The following is a 16908-nucleotide window of genomic DNA, read 5'->3' on the forward strand; positions in this document are numbered from 1 at the left end:
AGATGAGTTTAGAGAAGAGAGGTGGAACGGACGATGCGTATCTTGCATACGGGAGACTGGCATCTGGGGAAAACGCTGGAGGGGCGAAGCAGGCTTCGTGAACAGGAGGATTTTGTCGATGAACTCGTCAAACTTGCCGATGATCAACAAGCCGATGTTATATTGATGGCTGGAGATGTATACGATTCGGTGAATCCACCTGCCTCGGCGGAACAGCTGTTTTATGAGGCGGCTGCACGTTTGACAGAGGACGGAAGACCCCTTGTTGTCATTGCAGGCAACCATGATCAACCCGAGCGGGTAGCTTCGGTGACTCCTCTTGTGAACAGACAAGGGATTACGTTGGTGGGCACGCCTGTGTCAGAAGCGGTTACCATTCATACACGGCGAACCGGAGAGACAGCACACATCGCAGCTTTACCGTACCCCTCGGAAGCGAGATTAAATGAGCTGTTAACGACGGATGGGGACGAGAATGTGCTTCGTCAAGCCTACAGCCGCAGAGTGGGCATGTTAATGCAGCGTTTGGCCTCTTCCTTTCGTCCAGATACAGTGAATCTCGCTATGAGCCATATTTATGTGTTAGGCGGAGTAGAGAGCGATTCAGAACGGCCTATTCAAGTGGGGGGAGCCTACACGGTAGACCCATCTTCTTTGGCTACAGGGGCACAGTATACTGCACTGGGGCATTTGCATCGGGCACAAGCCGTCAAAGGGGATGGTGTCATTCGGTACAGCGGTTCTCCACTGGCGTACAGTTTCTCGGAAGCCGGACAGAGCAAATCCGTTACAATGGTGGATCTTACGCCAGGCGGAGCAGCACAAGTCGAAGAGGTATTGCTTACGTCGGGTAATCCGCTCGTTCGCTGGAAGGCACGCGGCGGTCTGGCTGAAGTGTACCGTTGGCTTGACGAAGGACGTGACTCCAAGGCATATATCGATATGGAAGTCTGGCTGGAGGATGCGATGTCTCTGAAAGAGATTCAGCAGTTGCGCAAAGCCCATGAGGGCATTATCCATATTCGTCCTGTATATCCCGAGATGGAGGCAGCAGGGCTTATAGAGCAGCGTTCAGAGCTGCCTGTGCATGAACTTTTCCGCAAGTTTTATCAGCGTCAGACCGGCGGAGCACAGCCCGAAGATAGCCTTGTACAGTTGTTCCTGGAGCTTGTGGATGAAGATGAGCCAGGTGTGCGCGAGGAGGTCGAAGGCAGATGAGACCGATTTTACTGAAGGTTGCCGGACTGCAAAGTTATCGTGAGATGCAGGAAGTTGATTTTACGGTGCTGACCGAGACCGGTTTGTTTGGAATTTTCGGGCCCACTGGGAGTGGCAAATCTTCCTTGCTTGATGCGATTACCCTTGCCATGTATGGCAAGGTGGAGCGGGCGGTGAATGGTACACAGGGCATTATGAATCATGCTGAAGATTCACTCTCTGTTGCTTTTACATTTGAGCTTGTTTCGGCAGAGGGGACAAGGAGATTTCGGGTAGAACGGCGTTTCAAGCGTAACAATGAAGTATCTGTCAGCAATACGGTCAGCAAGTTTATCGAGACGATTGACGGGGAAGATCAGGTGCTTGCTGACAAGCTGGCCGAAGTGAATCGGTGCGTTGAAGATGTGATTGGTCTGAAAATGGATGATTTCACAAGGGCGGTTGTTTTGCCACAAGGGAAATTTGCCGAGTTTCTCTCGCTGAAAGGGAGTGAGCGGAGGCAGATGTTGCAACGGCTCTTCCATCTGGAAAAGTACGGAGATCAGCTCTCGATTAAATTGAGTCGGCGAGTCAAGGACAATGACATGGCGCATCAATCCCTTGCTGCAGAGCAGCAGGGACTTGGCAATGCCAGTCGAGAAACGCTCGAAGAAACGAAACATTTGCTTCAGGCGGCAATTCAGCATGCCGAGGTATCGCGAAAAGTATTGGATTCAGCGGTGAAGGAAGCAGAACAATTCGGAAGAATTCGTGAGCTGAGTCAGGAACGGCAAACACGAATGGAAGAGCAGGAGCAACTGCATTCCAAGGCAGAACAGATTGAAGCAAATGAAGAACGTTTGAAGTTATCGGGAGCTGCCGAAGCGATGCTACCTGCTCTTCAGACCGTGCAGAGTGCATCAGCAACCCAGAAGCAGAGGCAGATGGAGGCAGCAATGGCTCGGCAGCAGGCAGCGGAGCATGAACGTCTAGCTGTGCAGGAAGCGGAAAAGGCCGAAGAGGCCCGGCAACAGCTGGCAGCAGAAGAGCCGAAATTACTCCTGCGTTTGGATCAGCTGGAACAAGCCAAGGCACTGCAACGGGAACGGGATGGTCTGCAGGCGGATTGTTCACGACTTGCACAGCTGATGGAGAAAGGGCAAGCTGAACAGACAACATTGAGGCAACAGCTTCATAAAGAGCAGGAGCTTCAACTGCGTGGACGTAAACGGCGTGAGGAATTACAGGAGAGTCTCAAGCCAAACGAAGTGAAGTCCGAGGAACGCAGACAGCTGCAAGCAGCGCTTGAACTGAAGCATCGGATCGATACGGCGTCTGAGCAGGTAAAACAGCATAAAGCGGATATGCAGACCTATCAGCAGTCTGCCGAACAAGGAGCCGCCAAGCTGGAAGTGGCGGCTGCGGAAGAAAGACGCCTGACCGAACAGCGCCAGCAATTGGTTGAACAGGCGTCAGCGGGTCTTGAGGCCCTGCTTGCCTGTGAGCAGGATATCAGCCGCGAACAACGCTTGCTGGCCCAGGCGGAGGAACAGCTGCGCGGCACGATGCGTGAGCAGGAGCTGCACCGGCTGTCCACCGCCTTGCGCGCCGAGCTGCGCGATGGCGAGCCATGCCCGGTGTGCGGCTCCGCACACCACCCGCTCCCGGCTGCGCCGCCGGGAGAAGGTCCGCACGCAGACGATGCGGACCTGGAACTGCTGCGCAGCCTGCACGCGGAGCTGCAGGAGCTGCGCTTCGGGCTGCGCCAGCAGCTGCACGAACGTCGCAGCCTGCTGACGCAGCTTGGCGCCGCGGCCGGCGATGCCCCGGCCGCAGCCGAGGCCGCGCCTGCGGCAGCGGAGCCCGAGCCTGCCGGATCGCCCGATAGTGGGCGATCTCCGGCGGGCTGGGCAACGCGTGCCGCTGCGCTGCGCGAAGCCGCGCAAGCGCTGGCTGACGCAGCAGCGCCACTGCAGGGCGAAGCCGCCGCGTTGCAGCAGGCGGCTTCGGGCGCGCAGCAGCGCCGCATGGAAGCGGCAGCTGCGCAAGAGGCCGGCCGTGCCGGGCTCGCCCAGGCGGAGCGCAAGCTGGCCGAGAGCGAAGCCGCTGCGGCTGCATTGCAGAGCCGCTGGGCCGCAGAACTGCCTGACATCGCGCAGGAGGAGGCCGCAGGCCGCTATCAAGCGATGCAGGAGCGCGATGCACGCGCAGAAGACATCAAGGAACGCCTGAGCAAAAGCGTCACGTTCCTTGAGGAAAAAGAGCAGCTTGTCCAGACATTGCAGCAGAAGCTGGTGGAATTGGACAAGCAGCTGATCCAGTGGCAGACCGAATGGCAAGGCGGCAGCAAGCAGCTTGCGGAGAAAGAAGAACGTCTGCGCCAGTGGGTTGGCGAGCAACGGGTAGAGGATCTGATCCATGGAACGCAGAAGCGCTTGCACGAACTGCGCAAGATTGCGGAAGAATCTGCACAACGCTTCAAACAAGCGGATGCGCAGAAGCAGGAATCAGTGAAACGTGACGTAATGACACAGCAGGCGTCCGTTTCTGCGGCAGAGCATCTGGAACAGGCGCAGGAGCGTTGGCAACAACTTCTGGAACAGTCGCCGTTCGAAACAGATATCGCTGTTACACAGGCGGCTATCGCTGCCGAGGACGCCGAACGGTTGAAGAAAGAAATTCAGCATCATCGTGAACGTGAGCGCGAACTTACTTCTCAGCTGCGTGAGCTGGAACAGAAGCTGGATGGTGCAGTTGTTACGGAAGAACAGTGGATCGCTTGCACGGATCGTTTGAAACAGGCCAGATTCGAGGATGAGACAGCGTTGCAAGCAAAAGCGCGTGCCGAGCGAGATCTGGAGGATGTGCAGCAACGCCATGTTCGCTGGACTGAGCTGGAGACAAAACGACTGGAGATTAGCCATCAAGGCGAGTTGCTGAGCAAGCTGCAAGCCGCTTTCCGAGGCAATGCGTTTGTAGAGTACATTGCGGAAGAGCAGCTGATGCAGGTAAGTCATGCAGCTTCCCAACGTTTACGTTTCCTGACGAAGCAGAGATATTCCCTTGAGGTGGATTCGGGCGGCGGTTTTGTCATCTGTGACGATGCGAATGGTGGCGTAAAACGTCCGGTGTCTACCTTGTCGGGGGGAGAGACATTCCTGACTTCATTGTCGCTGGCTTTAGCTTTATCAGCTCAGATTCAACTGAGGGGACAATATCCGCTGCAATTTTTCTTCCTGGACGAAGGATTCGGCACATTGGATCCGGAACTGCTGGACACGGTCATCACATCCCTGGAGAAATTGCATGATGATCGGCTCACCGTAGGGATTATCAGTCACGTTCCTGAACTGCGTGCGCGTTTGCCGCGCAAGCTGGTCGTGATTCCGGCAGGGGACGCTGGTGCAGGATCAAGGGTTGTGTTGGAACGTTTGTAGATTCTGATTCGTGGTCATGAATCATTGTAAAATATTTCTTTTTTTTGATGTCATACGATAAACGAGTGAGTTACATCACAGATACAGGTTCACCACGCTGTTATACTACAGTTAAGCCGACAAACTTGTTTTAAGCTCCCCGCCCGGACATCTGTTCAGGAAGCATCCTGTATAGATGTCCGCGTAGCAGGACTTCAACAGAAGCCCTCTCGCGAGGGGCTTCTTTTTTTGTTCAGTATGCCTCCCGTTATGTTATTTTTATCCTCTCATGCTTACGCTTTGATCTAAACCTCTCTAATGCAGTGTCAATCCGCCCAGTTCTGAATACGATGAAGGGTGAAGAAGAGATCAATTGGGAGGCGATAGGCGTGGATAAAGTAGCAGCAAAGAAACTATGTAAGGATCACATCCATCGTTATGTATGTATTCAGATGAATGATGGTTCGTATTATGATGGCATTGTAGAGAATGTGGATGACGAAATGATTTATTTGGCCGTTCCTGTTGGGAATGAAGTTATGGCAGGCCATGCAAATGTGGCTCCAAATATGATGCCTGTAGCTCATTATCCAGCGACGACTGCTCGTGGATTTTATCCTGGTTACGGTTATCCTACCCCTTATCCTTATTATGGATATGGTCGCAGACGATTTAACAGGCTGGTTCTGCCTTTATTTGCACTGACAGCATTAAGCTTACTGCCATATTATTAAAAGCGGTTTTAAGTCCACATCAAATTGACCTCATTACAAGCAAACATCTTAAGGTCATACCCTGGCAATGGGATTCCATGCCTTCGGGTGTGACTTTTTCCTTTAAAAACAATCACAAGGGAAATGGAGTGCGCGACGTAAATAAAAGCATTTGTTCCAGTGTTGTACAAAAAATTAAACAAGTCCGCACAGCATTGGACGTACGATTTTAGTTTTAGTATGATATAGGGGTATACATAATTTGAAGTCAAAGGAAGGAGGGATTGTACGATGGACTGCTTATTTTGCAAAATTGTAGAGGGCACCATTCCCTCCAACAAAGTACTGGAGAACGACCATGTGATTGTATTTCACGATATTCACCCTGCGGCACCTACGCATGTGTTGATCGTTCCAAAGAAACATATCGCATCCATGAACGATGTAACCGCAGAAGATCTGCCCTTGATCGGGGAAATCCATGTGGCTGCACAGGAGGCTGCCAAACGGCTGGGCGTGCAGGAATCGGGATACCGATTAATTAACAATTGTGGCCAAGACGGCGAGCAGACGGTGCACCATTTGCACTATCATTTGCTGGGCGGAACCAGGCTGGGCGCGCTCACGAGTTTGTCTGATTCACACCAATAAGTTCACGTTATGATGCATTCAGGTTGCAATATTGTTTTTTGCACTTGATAAATTGCTGTACCTCAGCTAATATTAAGGGATCACGTTAAGGTTGACACTTTTATTGCCTTTCGCCTATAATGAAAGATGATGAACCGTGTTATTGCTCTTGGACGGTCTGGTCGGAGGGAGGGAAAACTGGTGTCTGAAACTAAAGTTCGCAAAAACGAGACTATTGATGCTGCACTTCGCCGTTTTAAACGTTCCATCGCTAAAGATGGCGTCTTGGCTGAGGTGAAGAAACGTAAGCATTATGAGAAGCCAAGCGTAAAGCGCAAGAAAAAGTCCGAGGCTGCTCGTAAGAGAAAGTTTTAGGAGGATTTTAACTACATGAATCTTAGCGAACGATTGAACGAAGATATGAAGCAAGCGATGAAGAGTAAGGACAAGTTCAGACTCTCCACCATTCGGTTGATTCGTTCGACGATCAAGAATCTTGAAATAGATTTGAAAAGAGATTTGGATGACAACGAAGTGCTTGATATCCTGAGTCGTGAAATCAAACAGCGCAAAGATGCCCTCCAAGAATTTGGCAAAGCAGGTCGCGAAGAACTCGCGGCAAATGCCGAAGCGGAAATTGAAATACTTATCCAGTATCTTCCTGCACAGCTTACCGAAGAAGAAATTAAAGTAATTGTACAGCAGACCATCCAGGAAACCGGTGCTTCTTCGAAAGCCGAGATGGGGAAAGTGATGGCGGCCCTTATGCCGAAAGTCAAAGGCAAAGCGGACGGCAAACTGGTTAATCAAGCAGTTCAACAATTTCTGCAATAAAGCAAATTCAATAAATACCTCCTGACTTGTCAGGAGGTGTTTTTTCTATTTCGTCTTCATCGTCATTAGTATCATCTTCTTATTTTTTTATAGTGGAATAGTTCACGAGAATGTCATTCTCTAACTTGTTGCGATAGCATAAGATTACTTTGTATTACTTGTGTGGATGTCTTATTCTTAAATATGCATTTCTTTCCTTCACTAATTATACACAATAATTAAAAAATAATGGATTAAAAACATGATTTTGGATATATATTTCTTGCAATTACTCGAATATTCAAATATAATTTTAAGTTTTTTGAAACGTAATGTTGCATTGTACGTAATAAATACCATAAGCTGGACAGTATAACATTATCGGAAAAGGGGGGACTAATGTGAAGGGAAAGCGCCGGAAGAAGCTTGCGGGTTCAATACTGCTCTTGATGCTGCTGACGCTTTTGCTTCCTGTTTTGATTGGAATACCGTCAGTGCATGCAGCTGAGAAAAGCGGCGCCGTATATATTATTCCGGTGGATAAACCAATCGAACAGGGATTAGGCAAATTCATGGAGCGCGGATTCAAGGAAGCAGAGGAAATGAATGCTGGCTTGATCATTCTTGATATCAATACGCCGGGAGGCCGTGTAGATACTGCAGATGCGCTAGGTACGATGATCAAAGACAGCCCGATTGAAACGTTGGCGTTTGTTCGCGGTGACGCTGCATCCGCAGGGAGTTTTCTTGCACTGAATGCAGATAAGATCGTAATGTCACCAGGCAGTATGATTGGTGCGGCAGCCATGGTAGACAGCACAGGCAAACATGTCGACGATCCCAAGCTGGTAGCATACTGGACGAGTAAAATGGAGGGTGCTGCCCAAAAGAGTGGCCGGGATGGTGATATTGCGGCAGGCATGGCTGACGTGAATATGGTGGTAGAGATGCCGGAGATCAATAAAACTAAACAAAAAGGTGAAATTATTGCTCTCTCCGCTGAGGACGCATTAAAAGTGGGTTATGCCGACCATATCAGCAATACTCCTGAGGAAGCAGCAGTTTGGCTTGGTTATAGTCAAGAACATGTGTTCAAATTGGAACGCACTGCTGCCGAGAATGTTTCCACATTTTTAACCAATCCGATTGTGATGACGGTACTTCTGTTCATTGGTATTGCTGGTGTCATCATTGAGCTGATTGTGCCTGGATTTGGCGTTCCAGGAATTGTAGGGATTGTATGTTTTGTGCTTTATTTCTCCGGAAACTACATTGCGGGGTTTGCCGGGGCGGAGACATGGGTATTATTTACGGTCGGGCTTGTCATGATGATTCTGGAGATGTTTATTCCAAGCTTTGGGATTCTGGGGATTTTGGGATCCATTGCGTTGGTAGCCGGAGTTGTCAGAGCGGCTTACGACACGAGTGATGCGTTTGTGTCCCTGGGTATTGCTTTTGGAGCTGCGCTGGTTGTAATCGCGATCATCGCTGTGGTCTTTAAGGATCGAGGAATATGGAATCGATTCATATTAAGCGACAAGTTATCGGCTGATCGTGGATATTCTTCGGCTACAGAGCGTAAAGAGCTGATTGGCTTGCAGGGCATCAGTCTTACACCGCTTCGTCCATCAGGAACGGCGATGTTTGATGGTGAGCGCATCGATGTGGTCACAGATGGCGGATTTATTCCAATTGATACGCCGATTATTGTGATCAAAGCAGAAGGTACCCGGATTGTTGTGCAACAGGCTTTGCCGGTGTAACCCTGAGGTTGCCGAAGCGATGATATCACTTCGGCAACGTACATAACCATAATGCCGAGCTGCAGGCAATGTGGTGGAAAGATGTTTCAGCAGCGGATTCATTGGCGTCAGTTCTGATGCTCCCTTTTACAAAAAAACATATTACAAACGGAGGAATTTAAACTATGGATCCAATGATCACCATTTTGCTCATCGCGGTGCTGGCTATTATCGTACTGAGCGTATTTTTCAGCTTTTTCCCGGTTATGCTCTGGATCTCGGCTATTGCATCCGGCGTACGTGTTGGCATCATCACGTTGGTGGCGATGAGATTGAGACGTGTAACACCAAGTCGTATCGTTAACCCGTTGATCAAAGCAACCAAAGCAGGTCTTCAACTGACAATGAACCAATTGGAGAGTCACTTCCTTGCTGGTGGTAACGTTGACCGTGTTGTTAATGCATTGATTGCTGCACAACGTGCCAATATTCCACTCGAATTTGAACGTGCTGCAGCCATTGACCTTGCAGGTCGTGACGTATTGCAAGCCGTACAAATGAGCGTTAACCCGCGTGTTATTGAAACACCAATCGTATCCGCGGTTGCCAAAGACGGTATTGAAGTTAAAGTTAGAGCGCGAGTTACAGTTCGTGCCAATATCGATCGCCTCGTCGGTGGTGCTGGTGAGGAAACCATTATTGCCCGTGTCGGCGAAGGTATTGTAAGTACGAATGGTTCCTCGAACTCTCACAAAGATGTCCTGGAAAATCCGGATTTGATCTCTCGTACGGTATTGTCCAAAGGTTTGGACGCGGGTACTGCGTTTGAAATCCTGTCTATTGATATCGCGGACGTAGACGTAGGTAAAAACATTGGTGCCTTCTTGCAAACCGAGCAGGCAGAAGCAGATAAACGTATTGCACAGGCAAAAGCAGAAGAGCGTCGTGCAATGGCCGTAGCACAAGAGCAAGAGATGAAAGCGCGCGTTGTTGAGATGAGAGCACGTGTCGTAGAGTCCGAGTCCCAAGTACCACTCGCGATGTCCGAAGCACTCCGTAGTGGTAAAATTGGCGTGATGGATTATATGAACCTGAAAAACATTGAAGCTGATACTCAGATGCGCAACACTTTGGGGAAACCTGCTGAGAGTCCGAATTCCAATGATCAGGGTGATTCCAAAAACGGAAGATAGGCGGTGAATGCATATGAGCCTATTCGAATGGATATTTAACAATCTGTATGTTGTAGCCATTGTTGCCTTTGCCCTCTTTTCGTTCCTGGGAAAGTTAGGGAAATCAGCAAACCCCAATCAGAAGCGTCCTGGTAACGGGATGCCGACGTTTGGGGGCGGTGAAGACGCGAATCGTCGATCAGGTAATGCTTCTCCTCAGCAGTCATCCGGAACAGAAGACCGCCGTTACGAGGAGCAGTATGACGAGCGTTATGACAGTGAGCGCTATGATGATGAACGTTATGACCAGCCTTACTCGGAGCCTGTAGCGTCTTCTCGTTCGGAAGGTGACTTTCGAGGCGACCAATCAATGGGTAGCATGAAGAGCTCGGTCGATGAGCAGATGAGATTGATGGAAGAACAGCAACGTATGATACAGGAGAGACTGAATCGTATCTCTTCAGCAAGTTTTCCATCGGTATCGAACTCAAGCTTGGAAGACACCGATACAACGGATACAGGAACTTCCCGTCTTCGCCAAGAAGATATCCGAACAGGGGTGCTCTGGGCAGAGGTGCTTGGTTCTCCCCGTTCAAAGCATCCTTTTGGCACAAGAGGTAAGCTGTAGACGTCGGCAAGTCAATCCCTTACATTGAAGATCCAATGAAGCCTTTTCTGGCGGCATTCTGCCTCCAGAGAAGGCTTTTTTTGTATACCTATGTTTTTAGCAAAATTTGTACATTACCGCTCACCAATTCTTCATAATTCCCTGAATTTGCGCATAAGTTGAACTGTAGAGGAAGGGGGAAGACCTTCGAATGACCCGGATCAGTCGCAAGCTGCGCAGATGGACCAGTGAAGTGTTGGATCTGCCGCAGGATGTGCTTTATGATATGCCACGGTTAACCCTGATCGGCAGCAAGCAACTGTATATAGAAAATCATCGTGGTGTCATCCATTTCACACCGGATCGCATCGTACTTGCTCTGTCACAAGGCCAATTAGAGATCAAAGGCAGTGCTTTGGTCATACGTAACATTTTGCCGGATGAAGTAGCAATAGAAGGTACTATTCTGGATATCCATATGAATGGAGTGGAGGGAAACGGATGAAGCAGCAGCCAAGTCTGTATAAATTGCGGGGAGCCGTGCGGATCAAAGTTACAGGCGGAGACATTGAGACCTTAATCAATATGATAACAGAACAGCGGCTGAGTGTCTGGGATCTGCGTGCACAGGATGGACGCCAGGCGGAGATGAGCATTTTGCTTCCGCATTTTTTCAGACTGCGTCCCCTTGTAAAAGGGACAGGCTGCAGAGTGAAAATCACTCACCGCAGTGGGTTACCCTTTTTCCTGGCTCGTTTGTTCCGCAGAAAGTTTTTTGCCTTCGGCATGTTATTTTTTGTAGCAGCCCTGTTTGCACTATCGTCCATGATTTGGAATGTGGAAGTCAAAGGGAACGTAACGATTCCAACAGACGAGGTGCTGGCTGCGGCCAAAAAGGAGGGACTCTACCCCTTTCAATGGGGCTTCCGGATGAAAAGCCAGGACAAGCTCTCCAGGCAGCTGGCACTTGCACTGCCGAATGTAACCTGGATTGGCGTAACCAAAGAGGGGACAAGAGTTACGATTCAGGTGGTCGAATCGGCACAGCCTAAACGTGAGCCTTTGCTGAACCCTAGACATCTGATCAGTAAATCCGATGCGGTTGTCACCCAGATTTATGCCGAACAGGGACGTCCTGTTGTACAGAAGGACATGCGTGTCAAGAAAGGACAAGTGCTGATCTCGGGCATCTTGGGTGATGAGGAAAATACGAAAACGATTGTTGCTAAAGGCGAAGTCCGGGGAATGGTCTGGCGGGAATATGATATACAAGTCCCCCTGATACAGAAATATCAAACGATGACGGGGGAGAGCAAAGAGCGATTTTATGTGGTGCTTGGCGATTGGGCAATACAATTATGGGGGTATGGAAGTACGCCCTACAGATCATATGAAACGGAGACCTACCACAAACCTCTGACCTGGCGTTCCTTCACCTTACCTATGGGATGGATGACAGAGAAGGATATGGAAACGAATTTCCATCAAGAAGAGCAGAGTGTCGCGTGGGCCAAAACAAAAGGTTTGGAAGGGGCGCGAAATGATATTTTGGCCAAAAACGGTAAGGGCACGGAAATTTTAAGTGAAAAAATTTTGCATGAGAAGAAAGAGAATGGTAAAGTTTATATGAAAGTATTATTTGAAGTAGAAGAAAGCATCGCGGAAGAACTTCCGTTAGTCCATAGTCAAGGAGAAGAGGATATTTGTCAGAGCAAACACGCAGCATACAAATCTCGCTCCAGAGTGCGGGAGAGGGGCAATCTCTGTTTGGCCCCCAAGATATTTTTCTGAAACTGATTGAATCCGAGATTCCTGCCCAGATCGCGTCACGCGAAGCAGAGATTAATATCTTTGGTACTGTGCAGCAGGTGGAATCCCTTGAACAACTATTCGATGTGTTATTGCAATTGATACGTAACGGTTACGTGTTAACCGAAAGGGATGTCAAGTATGCAATAGAACTGGCAAAAGACTTGCGGGCAGATCAGCTTCTGGATCTGTTCAAAGGCGAAATTACGACGACATATCGTGGCAAGCCGATTCGTGTGAAAACGATTGGACAGAAACATTACGTAACCACGATTAAAAAACGGGATATCGTATTTGGAATTGGCCCTGCCGGAACAGGCAAAACCTATCTTGCTGTTGTGCTGGCTGTTGCCGCAATTAAAGAAGGCAGTGTCAAACGCATCGTGCTTACACGACCTGCGGTTGAAGCTGGTGAAAGTTTAGGTTTCTTGCCAGGTGATCTGCAGGAGAAAGTAGACCCGTATCTGAGACCGCTGTATGACGCGCTCTATGACGTTATGGGGCAGGAACAGACAGCGAAGGCACTGGAACGCGGATTGATTGAAATCGCTCCCTTGGCCTACATGCGTGGGCGTACGTTGGATGATTCCTTTATCATTCTGGATGAAGCACAGAATACAACACCGGAGCAGATGAAAATGTTTTTGACTCGTCTTGGTTTTGGCTCCAAAATGGTCATCACCGGAGACGTGACACAGATTGATTTGCCGCGCGGCAAAAAATCAGGACTGGTGGAAGCGAATACGATCCTGAGCGAGGTTCAGGAGATTGGATTTGTACATTTCGCCGAGCAGGATGTTGTGCGTCATTCCCTCGTCCAGAAAATCATTGTGGCTTACAACCACGCCGCAGAAAATCAAGCATAGAAAGGGATTGTCTAAAGTGACCTCGAAAGAAATGTCAAAAGGCAAATCTTTTCAAAATAGAGCGACAGGATGGAAGTATAGCGTGTGGGCACGCTATCTTCTCTTTTTGTTTTTAGTGATCCTCTTTTTCGTGAGCCTTTCCTCCAAGCTCTTACCCGAGAAATATGATATCCAGGAAGGTACACGGAGTGAAGTGGACATTGCTGCGCCTATGCAGATTCCGAATAACAAGGCTACACTTAAGGCTCAGGAAGAAGCAGCCGAGCGTGTACAACCGATATATCAGATCGTGCAGATGCGCAATGAAAACTTGATGACAACGCTCCTGGATCGCATTGACCGTTTGAATCAGGACGATCAAATCTCAAGTCAGGACAAGATTGATATATATCGGGACGAAATTCCGCAGCGTCAGAAGGATTTCGTGTCTAATTATATTAATAACAATCGGAAAACAGGTACATACTCCGACACGCTGCTTGAAGAAATTCGAAACGTGGTGCAGGAACAGAGTTACCGCATTCCAGAAGAAACGTACATCAAAATCTCCCGTTTGACTTCGGATGATATTCAGGAGATGAAACCTGTTGCACGAGATATTGTGGCGAGATTGATGACAGATCAGGTCGGTGAGGCTTCAGCGGCGCGTGCAAAAGTGGCGGAAATGGTTAGTGTTAGCTCACTTAGCAAACGTACGCAGCGTGAGGTTGTGCAGGAGCTTACGCGACTGGTGGTGACCGCTAACCGTTTTTACGATGAAGAGGGAACCAAGGAAGCGAAAGTTCAAGCGCGTGAAATTACACCAACCGTCTTTATCAAGCAAGGGGATACACTTGTGTCTAAAGGGGATATGATTACCCCGGAAATGTATGCACTGCTTAATGAAAATGATTTGCTTAAAAATGAAGTCAACTACTGGCCGCAGCTGGGGCTGCTTTTGTTCTCAGGTATGTTGTCGGCGGGGATTTTAATGTTTATTCAACAAGGCAGCGGAACACATTTCAAATACAATAATGCGCAGCTGCTCATGTTAGTACTCATTTTTATTATTACGATTGTTGTGATGCATGTGACCGCTTTAATCCAGACCAATGAACGTCCGTTTATCGGTTTCCTGGCACCTGTGGCAGTAGGTGCGATGTTGATTGCTCTGTTATTGGATACCTCACTTGCGTTTGTGTGCTCGATAATGATCGGTATGTTGTCCAGTATTATTTTGAATACACATCAGGGGCAGTTGTTTGACTTTGAGCTTGGTTTCTTTGCAGTTGTCGTTTCGTTTGTGGCGATTTTTGCAACTCATCGAGCAAGTCAACGGTCGACCATTTTAAAAGGCGCTATTATGGTCTGTCTGTTTGGTTCATTGGCCGTGTTCACCCTGGCTTTGATCGACACAGGAGACTGGAATCGAACTACGACGCTGTATGGCATCGGATACGCCTTTGCTGGCGGAGTACTGACAGCTATTCTGGTGATCGGGTTAATGCCGTTTTTTGAAACGTCATTTGGAATTTTATCTGCACTTAAACTTGTGGAACTTTCGAATCCGAACCATCCGTTGCTTCGCAAATTGCTTACCGAAACACCTGGCACATATCATCACAGTGTGATGGTTGGTAATCTGTCGGAAGCAGCCGCTGAGGCTATAGGTGCTAACGGGTTGCTCTGTCGTGTCGGCTCATATTATCATGATATCGGGAAGACTAAACGGCCCATCTATTTTATTGAAAATCAGAACAATATAGAGAATCCGCATGATTCGATCGATCCCAAGCTGAGCAAGTCAATTATCGTTGCACATGCAAGGGATGGCGTAGAGATGCAGAAGGACTACAAGCTGCCAAAGCCGATTCGGGATATTGCCGAGCAGCATCATGGCACAACATTCCTTCACTACTTCTACCATAAGGCGCTACGTCAGGCGGAAGAAGCGGGGATTGAACCCGATTTCACGGAAGAGGATTTCCGTTATCCAGGGCCGAAGGCACAGTCCAAAGAATCTGCTATTGTGGGAATTGCCGATAGTGTAGAAGCTGCGGTTCGCTCGCTTCGCAAGCCGACTGTGGAGCAGGTAGAGTCGATGATCGAAAAAATCATTAAGGGACGTCTGGACGATCATCAATTTAACGATTGTGATCTTACCATGCGTGAACTGGATATCGTCGCCAAGACATTAAAGGAAACGGTCATGGGCATTTTCCACTCCAGAATCGAGTATCCGGAAGAGATCAAGAAACCAAAGCCGACATCGCCTGAGGCCGGCTGATCAATATTAATATGAGTAGACAGGAGTTATGAAAGAATGAGTCTTAACCTCGCATGGAATAATGAACAACAGGATAAAGAAATTACAGAGCCAATGATCGTGATGCTGGAGCAATTGCTGGCTCTTGCTGGTGAAGCCGAGGGGATTACGGATGGAGAGGTTGCTCTCACGTTTGTTAATGATGAGCAGATTCACGAGCTAAATCGTGATTATCGAGGTATCGACCGTCCTACAGACGTGTTGTCCTTTGCAATGAACGAAACCGTGGATGAAGAGTTGGACATCATCTACGAGCTTGATGAGGATGAGGAAATGGAAGAAATGCCGGATGTGCTTGGTGACATCATCATTTCTGTTCCGCGGACGATATTGCAAAGTGAGGAGTATGGACACTCGTTCGAGCGTGAGCTGGGATTCCTGTTTGTTCATGGCTTCCTGCATCTGCTCGGTTATGATCATCAGGATGAGGCAAGTGAAGCAGAAATGATGGGGAAACAGGAAGCTGTTCTCGCCCGGGCCGGGTTGACACGATAATGAAAAGGCGCTCCTGGGGTCTGGTATTCCTTAACGCTCTGGAAGGAATTGCATACGGCTTGCGTACGCAACGGAATGTTAGAGTTCACACAGGAGTTGCCATTTTGATGTGTGCAGCCGGATTTTTTTTCCGCATTTCGAGAATAGATTGGATGTTTGTTCTGGCAGCTGTATTTATGGTTTTGGTCACCGAACTAATGAATACAGCTGTAGAAGCAGCTGTTGATTTGGCACAGCCCGATATTCATCCGCTCGCAAAAGCGGCAAAAGACACCGCGGCTGGGGCAGTTTTACTGGCTGCGGTGTTCGCCGTCATCATTGGATGTATTGTTTTCCTAAAACCAGTGCTCACTTGGTTGAGGATTTTACTGGGATAACAGCGATCAAAAGTGTATTCTGTCATCGGAGTGAGCAGTGTAATTCAAATGGTTTAAGGTTTTTATTGCACACCATCAATGAAGGTGTGTCTCTGCTTTTAAGTTGATTTTCCTAAGATTACACAATAACGAAGAGGGAGAAAAAACCTGGAGAAGCGAAGCGCTCGCCTTTATCATCGGATTTTCACTTTGGAAAAAGTGATCGAAAAAATCCGAGGATAACAGCGATCAAAAGGTTATTCTGTCATCGGAGTGACCCACTGTAATCAAATGGTTTTAATCAACTTAACTCCAAGAGCACACCTTTATATACACCCTAAGGGAGAGAAATATCAATGGATAATAGCTTGTTGATGCAAGAAGCAATAAAGGCACGTACCAAGGCGTACACGCCATATTCTCATTTCGGGGTAGGAGCAGCTTTGCTGGATAGCGAAGGACATGTGCATCATGGATGCAACATTGAGAACGCAGCCTACACACCAGGTAACTGTGCCGAGCGTACTGCGATGTTCAGTGCCATTGCTGGAGGTCATAAGCCGCGCAGTTTCAAGGCAATGGCTATTGTAGGAGATACCGAAGGTCCGATTGCCCCTTGTGGGGTATGCCGTCAAGTCATGTTTGAATTGTGTGAACCAGACATGAAAGTCATTTTAGGAAATTTAAAGGGCGACTTGTTAGAAACTACGGTTGCTGAATTGCTGCCATGGGCATTTGGTCCATCAGATCTAAACTCTGCCAAAAAATAAATTTCAGGCCTAGGCGC

The 16908-nt window shown here is 48.5% G+C and carries 16 protein-coding genes; all 16 read left to right on the forward strand.

Annotated features, from left to right (window positions below):
* The first annotated feature begins 33 nt into the window (after positions 1 to 33).
* The 16 genes from ACR8BL_RS25245 to ACR8BL_RS25320 all read left to right on the forward strand — a co-directional run bounded on the left by ACR8BL_RS25245 (position 34) and on the right by ACR8BL_RS25320 (position 16891).
* Positions 34 to 1218, forward strand: coding sequence for an exonuclease SbcCD subunit D (locus ACR8BL_RS25245; protein WP_434750086.1), 1185 nt, complete (start codon positions 34 to 36; stop codon positions 1216 to 1218).
* Positions 1215 to 4634, forward strand: a complete 3420-nt coding sequence (locus tag ACR8BL_RS25250) for an SbcC/MukB-like Walker B domain-containing protein (RefSeq protein WP_434750087.1) — start codon at positions 1215 to 1217, stop codon at positions 4632 to 4634. The genes ACR8BL_RS25245 and ACR8BL_RS25250 overlap by 4 nt, the downstream gene beginning before the upstream one ends.
* A gap of 329 nt (positions 4635 to 4963) precedes the next feature.
* Positions 4964 to 5347: a hypothetical protein gene (locus tag ACR8BL_RS25255; protein ID WP_434750088.1), complete on the forward strand. Its 384-nt coding sequence runs from the start codon at positions 4964 to 4966 to the stop codon at positions 5345 to 5347.
* Positions 5348 to 5617: 270 nt separating this feature from the next.
* Positions 5618 to 5977, forward strand: a complete 360-nt coding sequence (locus ACR8BL_RS25260; RefSeq protein ID WP_434750089.1) for a histidine triad nucleotide-binding protein — start codon at positions 5618 to 5620, stop codon at positions 5975 to 5977.
* A gap of 180 nt (positions 5978 to 6157) precedes the next feature.
* Positions 6158 to 6331, forward strand: a complete 174-nt coding sequence (gene rpsU, locus ACR8BL_RS25265) for a 30S ribosomal protein S21 (protein ID WP_005547957.1) — start codon at positions 6158 to 6160, stop codon at positions 6329 to 6331.
* A 15-nt stretch (positions 6332 to 6346) separates the two neighbouring features.
* Positions 6347 to 6790 carry a GatB/YqeY domain-containing protein gene (locus ACR8BL_RS25270; protein WP_090914751.1) on the forward strand — a complete coding sequence of 148 codons (444 nt, stop codon included), beginning with the start codon at positions 6347 to 6349 and terminating at the stop codon, positions 6788 to 6790.
* A 428-nt stretch (positions 6791 to 7218) separates the two neighbouring features.
* Positions 7219 to 8532: an NfeD family protein gene (locus tag ACR8BL_RS25275; protein ID WP_434753246.1), complete on the forward strand. Its 1314-nt coding sequence runs from the start codon at positions 7219 to 7221 to the stop codon at positions 8530 to 8532.
* A gap of 164 nt (positions 8533 to 8696) precedes the next feature.
* The gene (gene floA, locus ACR8BL_RS25280) at positions 8697 to 9704 is read left to right on the forward strand and encodes a flotillin-like protein FloA (RefSeq protein WP_434750090.1); all 1008 of its coding nucleotides are present in this window, start codon (positions 8697 to 8699) and stop codon (positions 9702 to 9704) included.
* A 13-nt stretch (positions 9705 to 9717) separates the two neighbouring features.
* Positions 9718 to 10311 carry a hypothetical protein gene (locus ACR8BL_RS25285; RefSeq protein ID WP_434750091.1) on the forward strand — a complete coding sequence of 198 codons (594 nt, stop codon included), beginning with the start codon at positions 9718 to 9720 and terminating at the stop codon, positions 10309 to 10311.
* 190 nt (positions 10312 to 10501) lie between these two features.
* A complete protein-coding gene (gene yqfC / locus ACR8BL_RS25290; protein WP_123062571.1) occupies positions 10502 to 10795 on the forward strand; it encodes a sporulation protein YqfC in 294 nt (97 codons plus the stop codon).
* Complete coding sequence (yqfD, locus tag ACR8BL_RS25295) at positions 10792 to 12081, forward strand: sporulation protein YqfD (RefSeq protein WP_434750092.1); 1290 nt, start codon at positions 10792 to 10794, stop codon at positions 12079 to 12081. Before yqfC ends, yqfD begins: the two co-directional genes overlap by 4 nt.
* Complete coding sequence (locus ACR8BL_RS25300; protein WP_434750093.1) at positions 11994 to 12965, forward strand: PhoH family protein; 972 nt, start codon at positions 11994 to 11996, stop codon at positions 12963 to 12965. Before yqfD ends, ACR8BL_RS25300 begins: the two co-directional genes overlap by 88 nt.
* Positions 12966 to 12981: 16 nt before the next feature.
* The gene (locus ACR8BL_RS25305; RefSeq protein WP_434750094.1) at positions 12982 to 15231 is read left to right on the forward strand and encodes an HD family phosphohydrolase; all 2250 of its coding nucleotides are present in this window, start codon (positions 12982 to 12984) and stop codon (positions 15229 to 15231) included.
* Between the two features lie 36 nt (positions 15232 to 15267).
* A complete protein-coding gene (ybeY, locus tag ACR8BL_RS25310; RefSeq protein ID WP_434750095.1) occupies positions 15268 to 15765 on the forward strand; it encodes an rRNA maturation RNase YbeY in 498 nt (165 codons plus the stop codon).
* The gene (locus ACR8BL_RS25315) at positions 15765 to 16142 is read left to right on the forward strand and encodes a diacylglycerol kinase family protein (protein ID WP_434750096.1); all 378 of its coding nucleotides are present in this window, start codon (positions 15765 to 15767) and stop codon (positions 16140 to 16142) included. The genes ybeY and ACR8BL_RS25315 overlap by 1 nt, the downstream gene beginning before the upstream one ends.
* A 335-nt stretch (positions 16143 to 16477) precedes the next feature.
* Entirely contained in the window at positions 16478 to 16891 is a 414-nt protein-coding gene (locus tag ACR8BL_RS25320) for a cytidine deaminase (protein ID WP_434750097.1), read from the forward strand.
* The last annotated feature ends 17 nt before the right edge of the window (positions 16892 to 16908 follow it).

Source organism: Paenibacillus amylolyticus (assembly GCF_051136285.1).
Classification (GTDB): Bacteria; Bacillota; Bacilli; order Paenibacillales; family Paenibacillaceae; genus Paenibacillus; species Paenibacillus amylolyticus_F.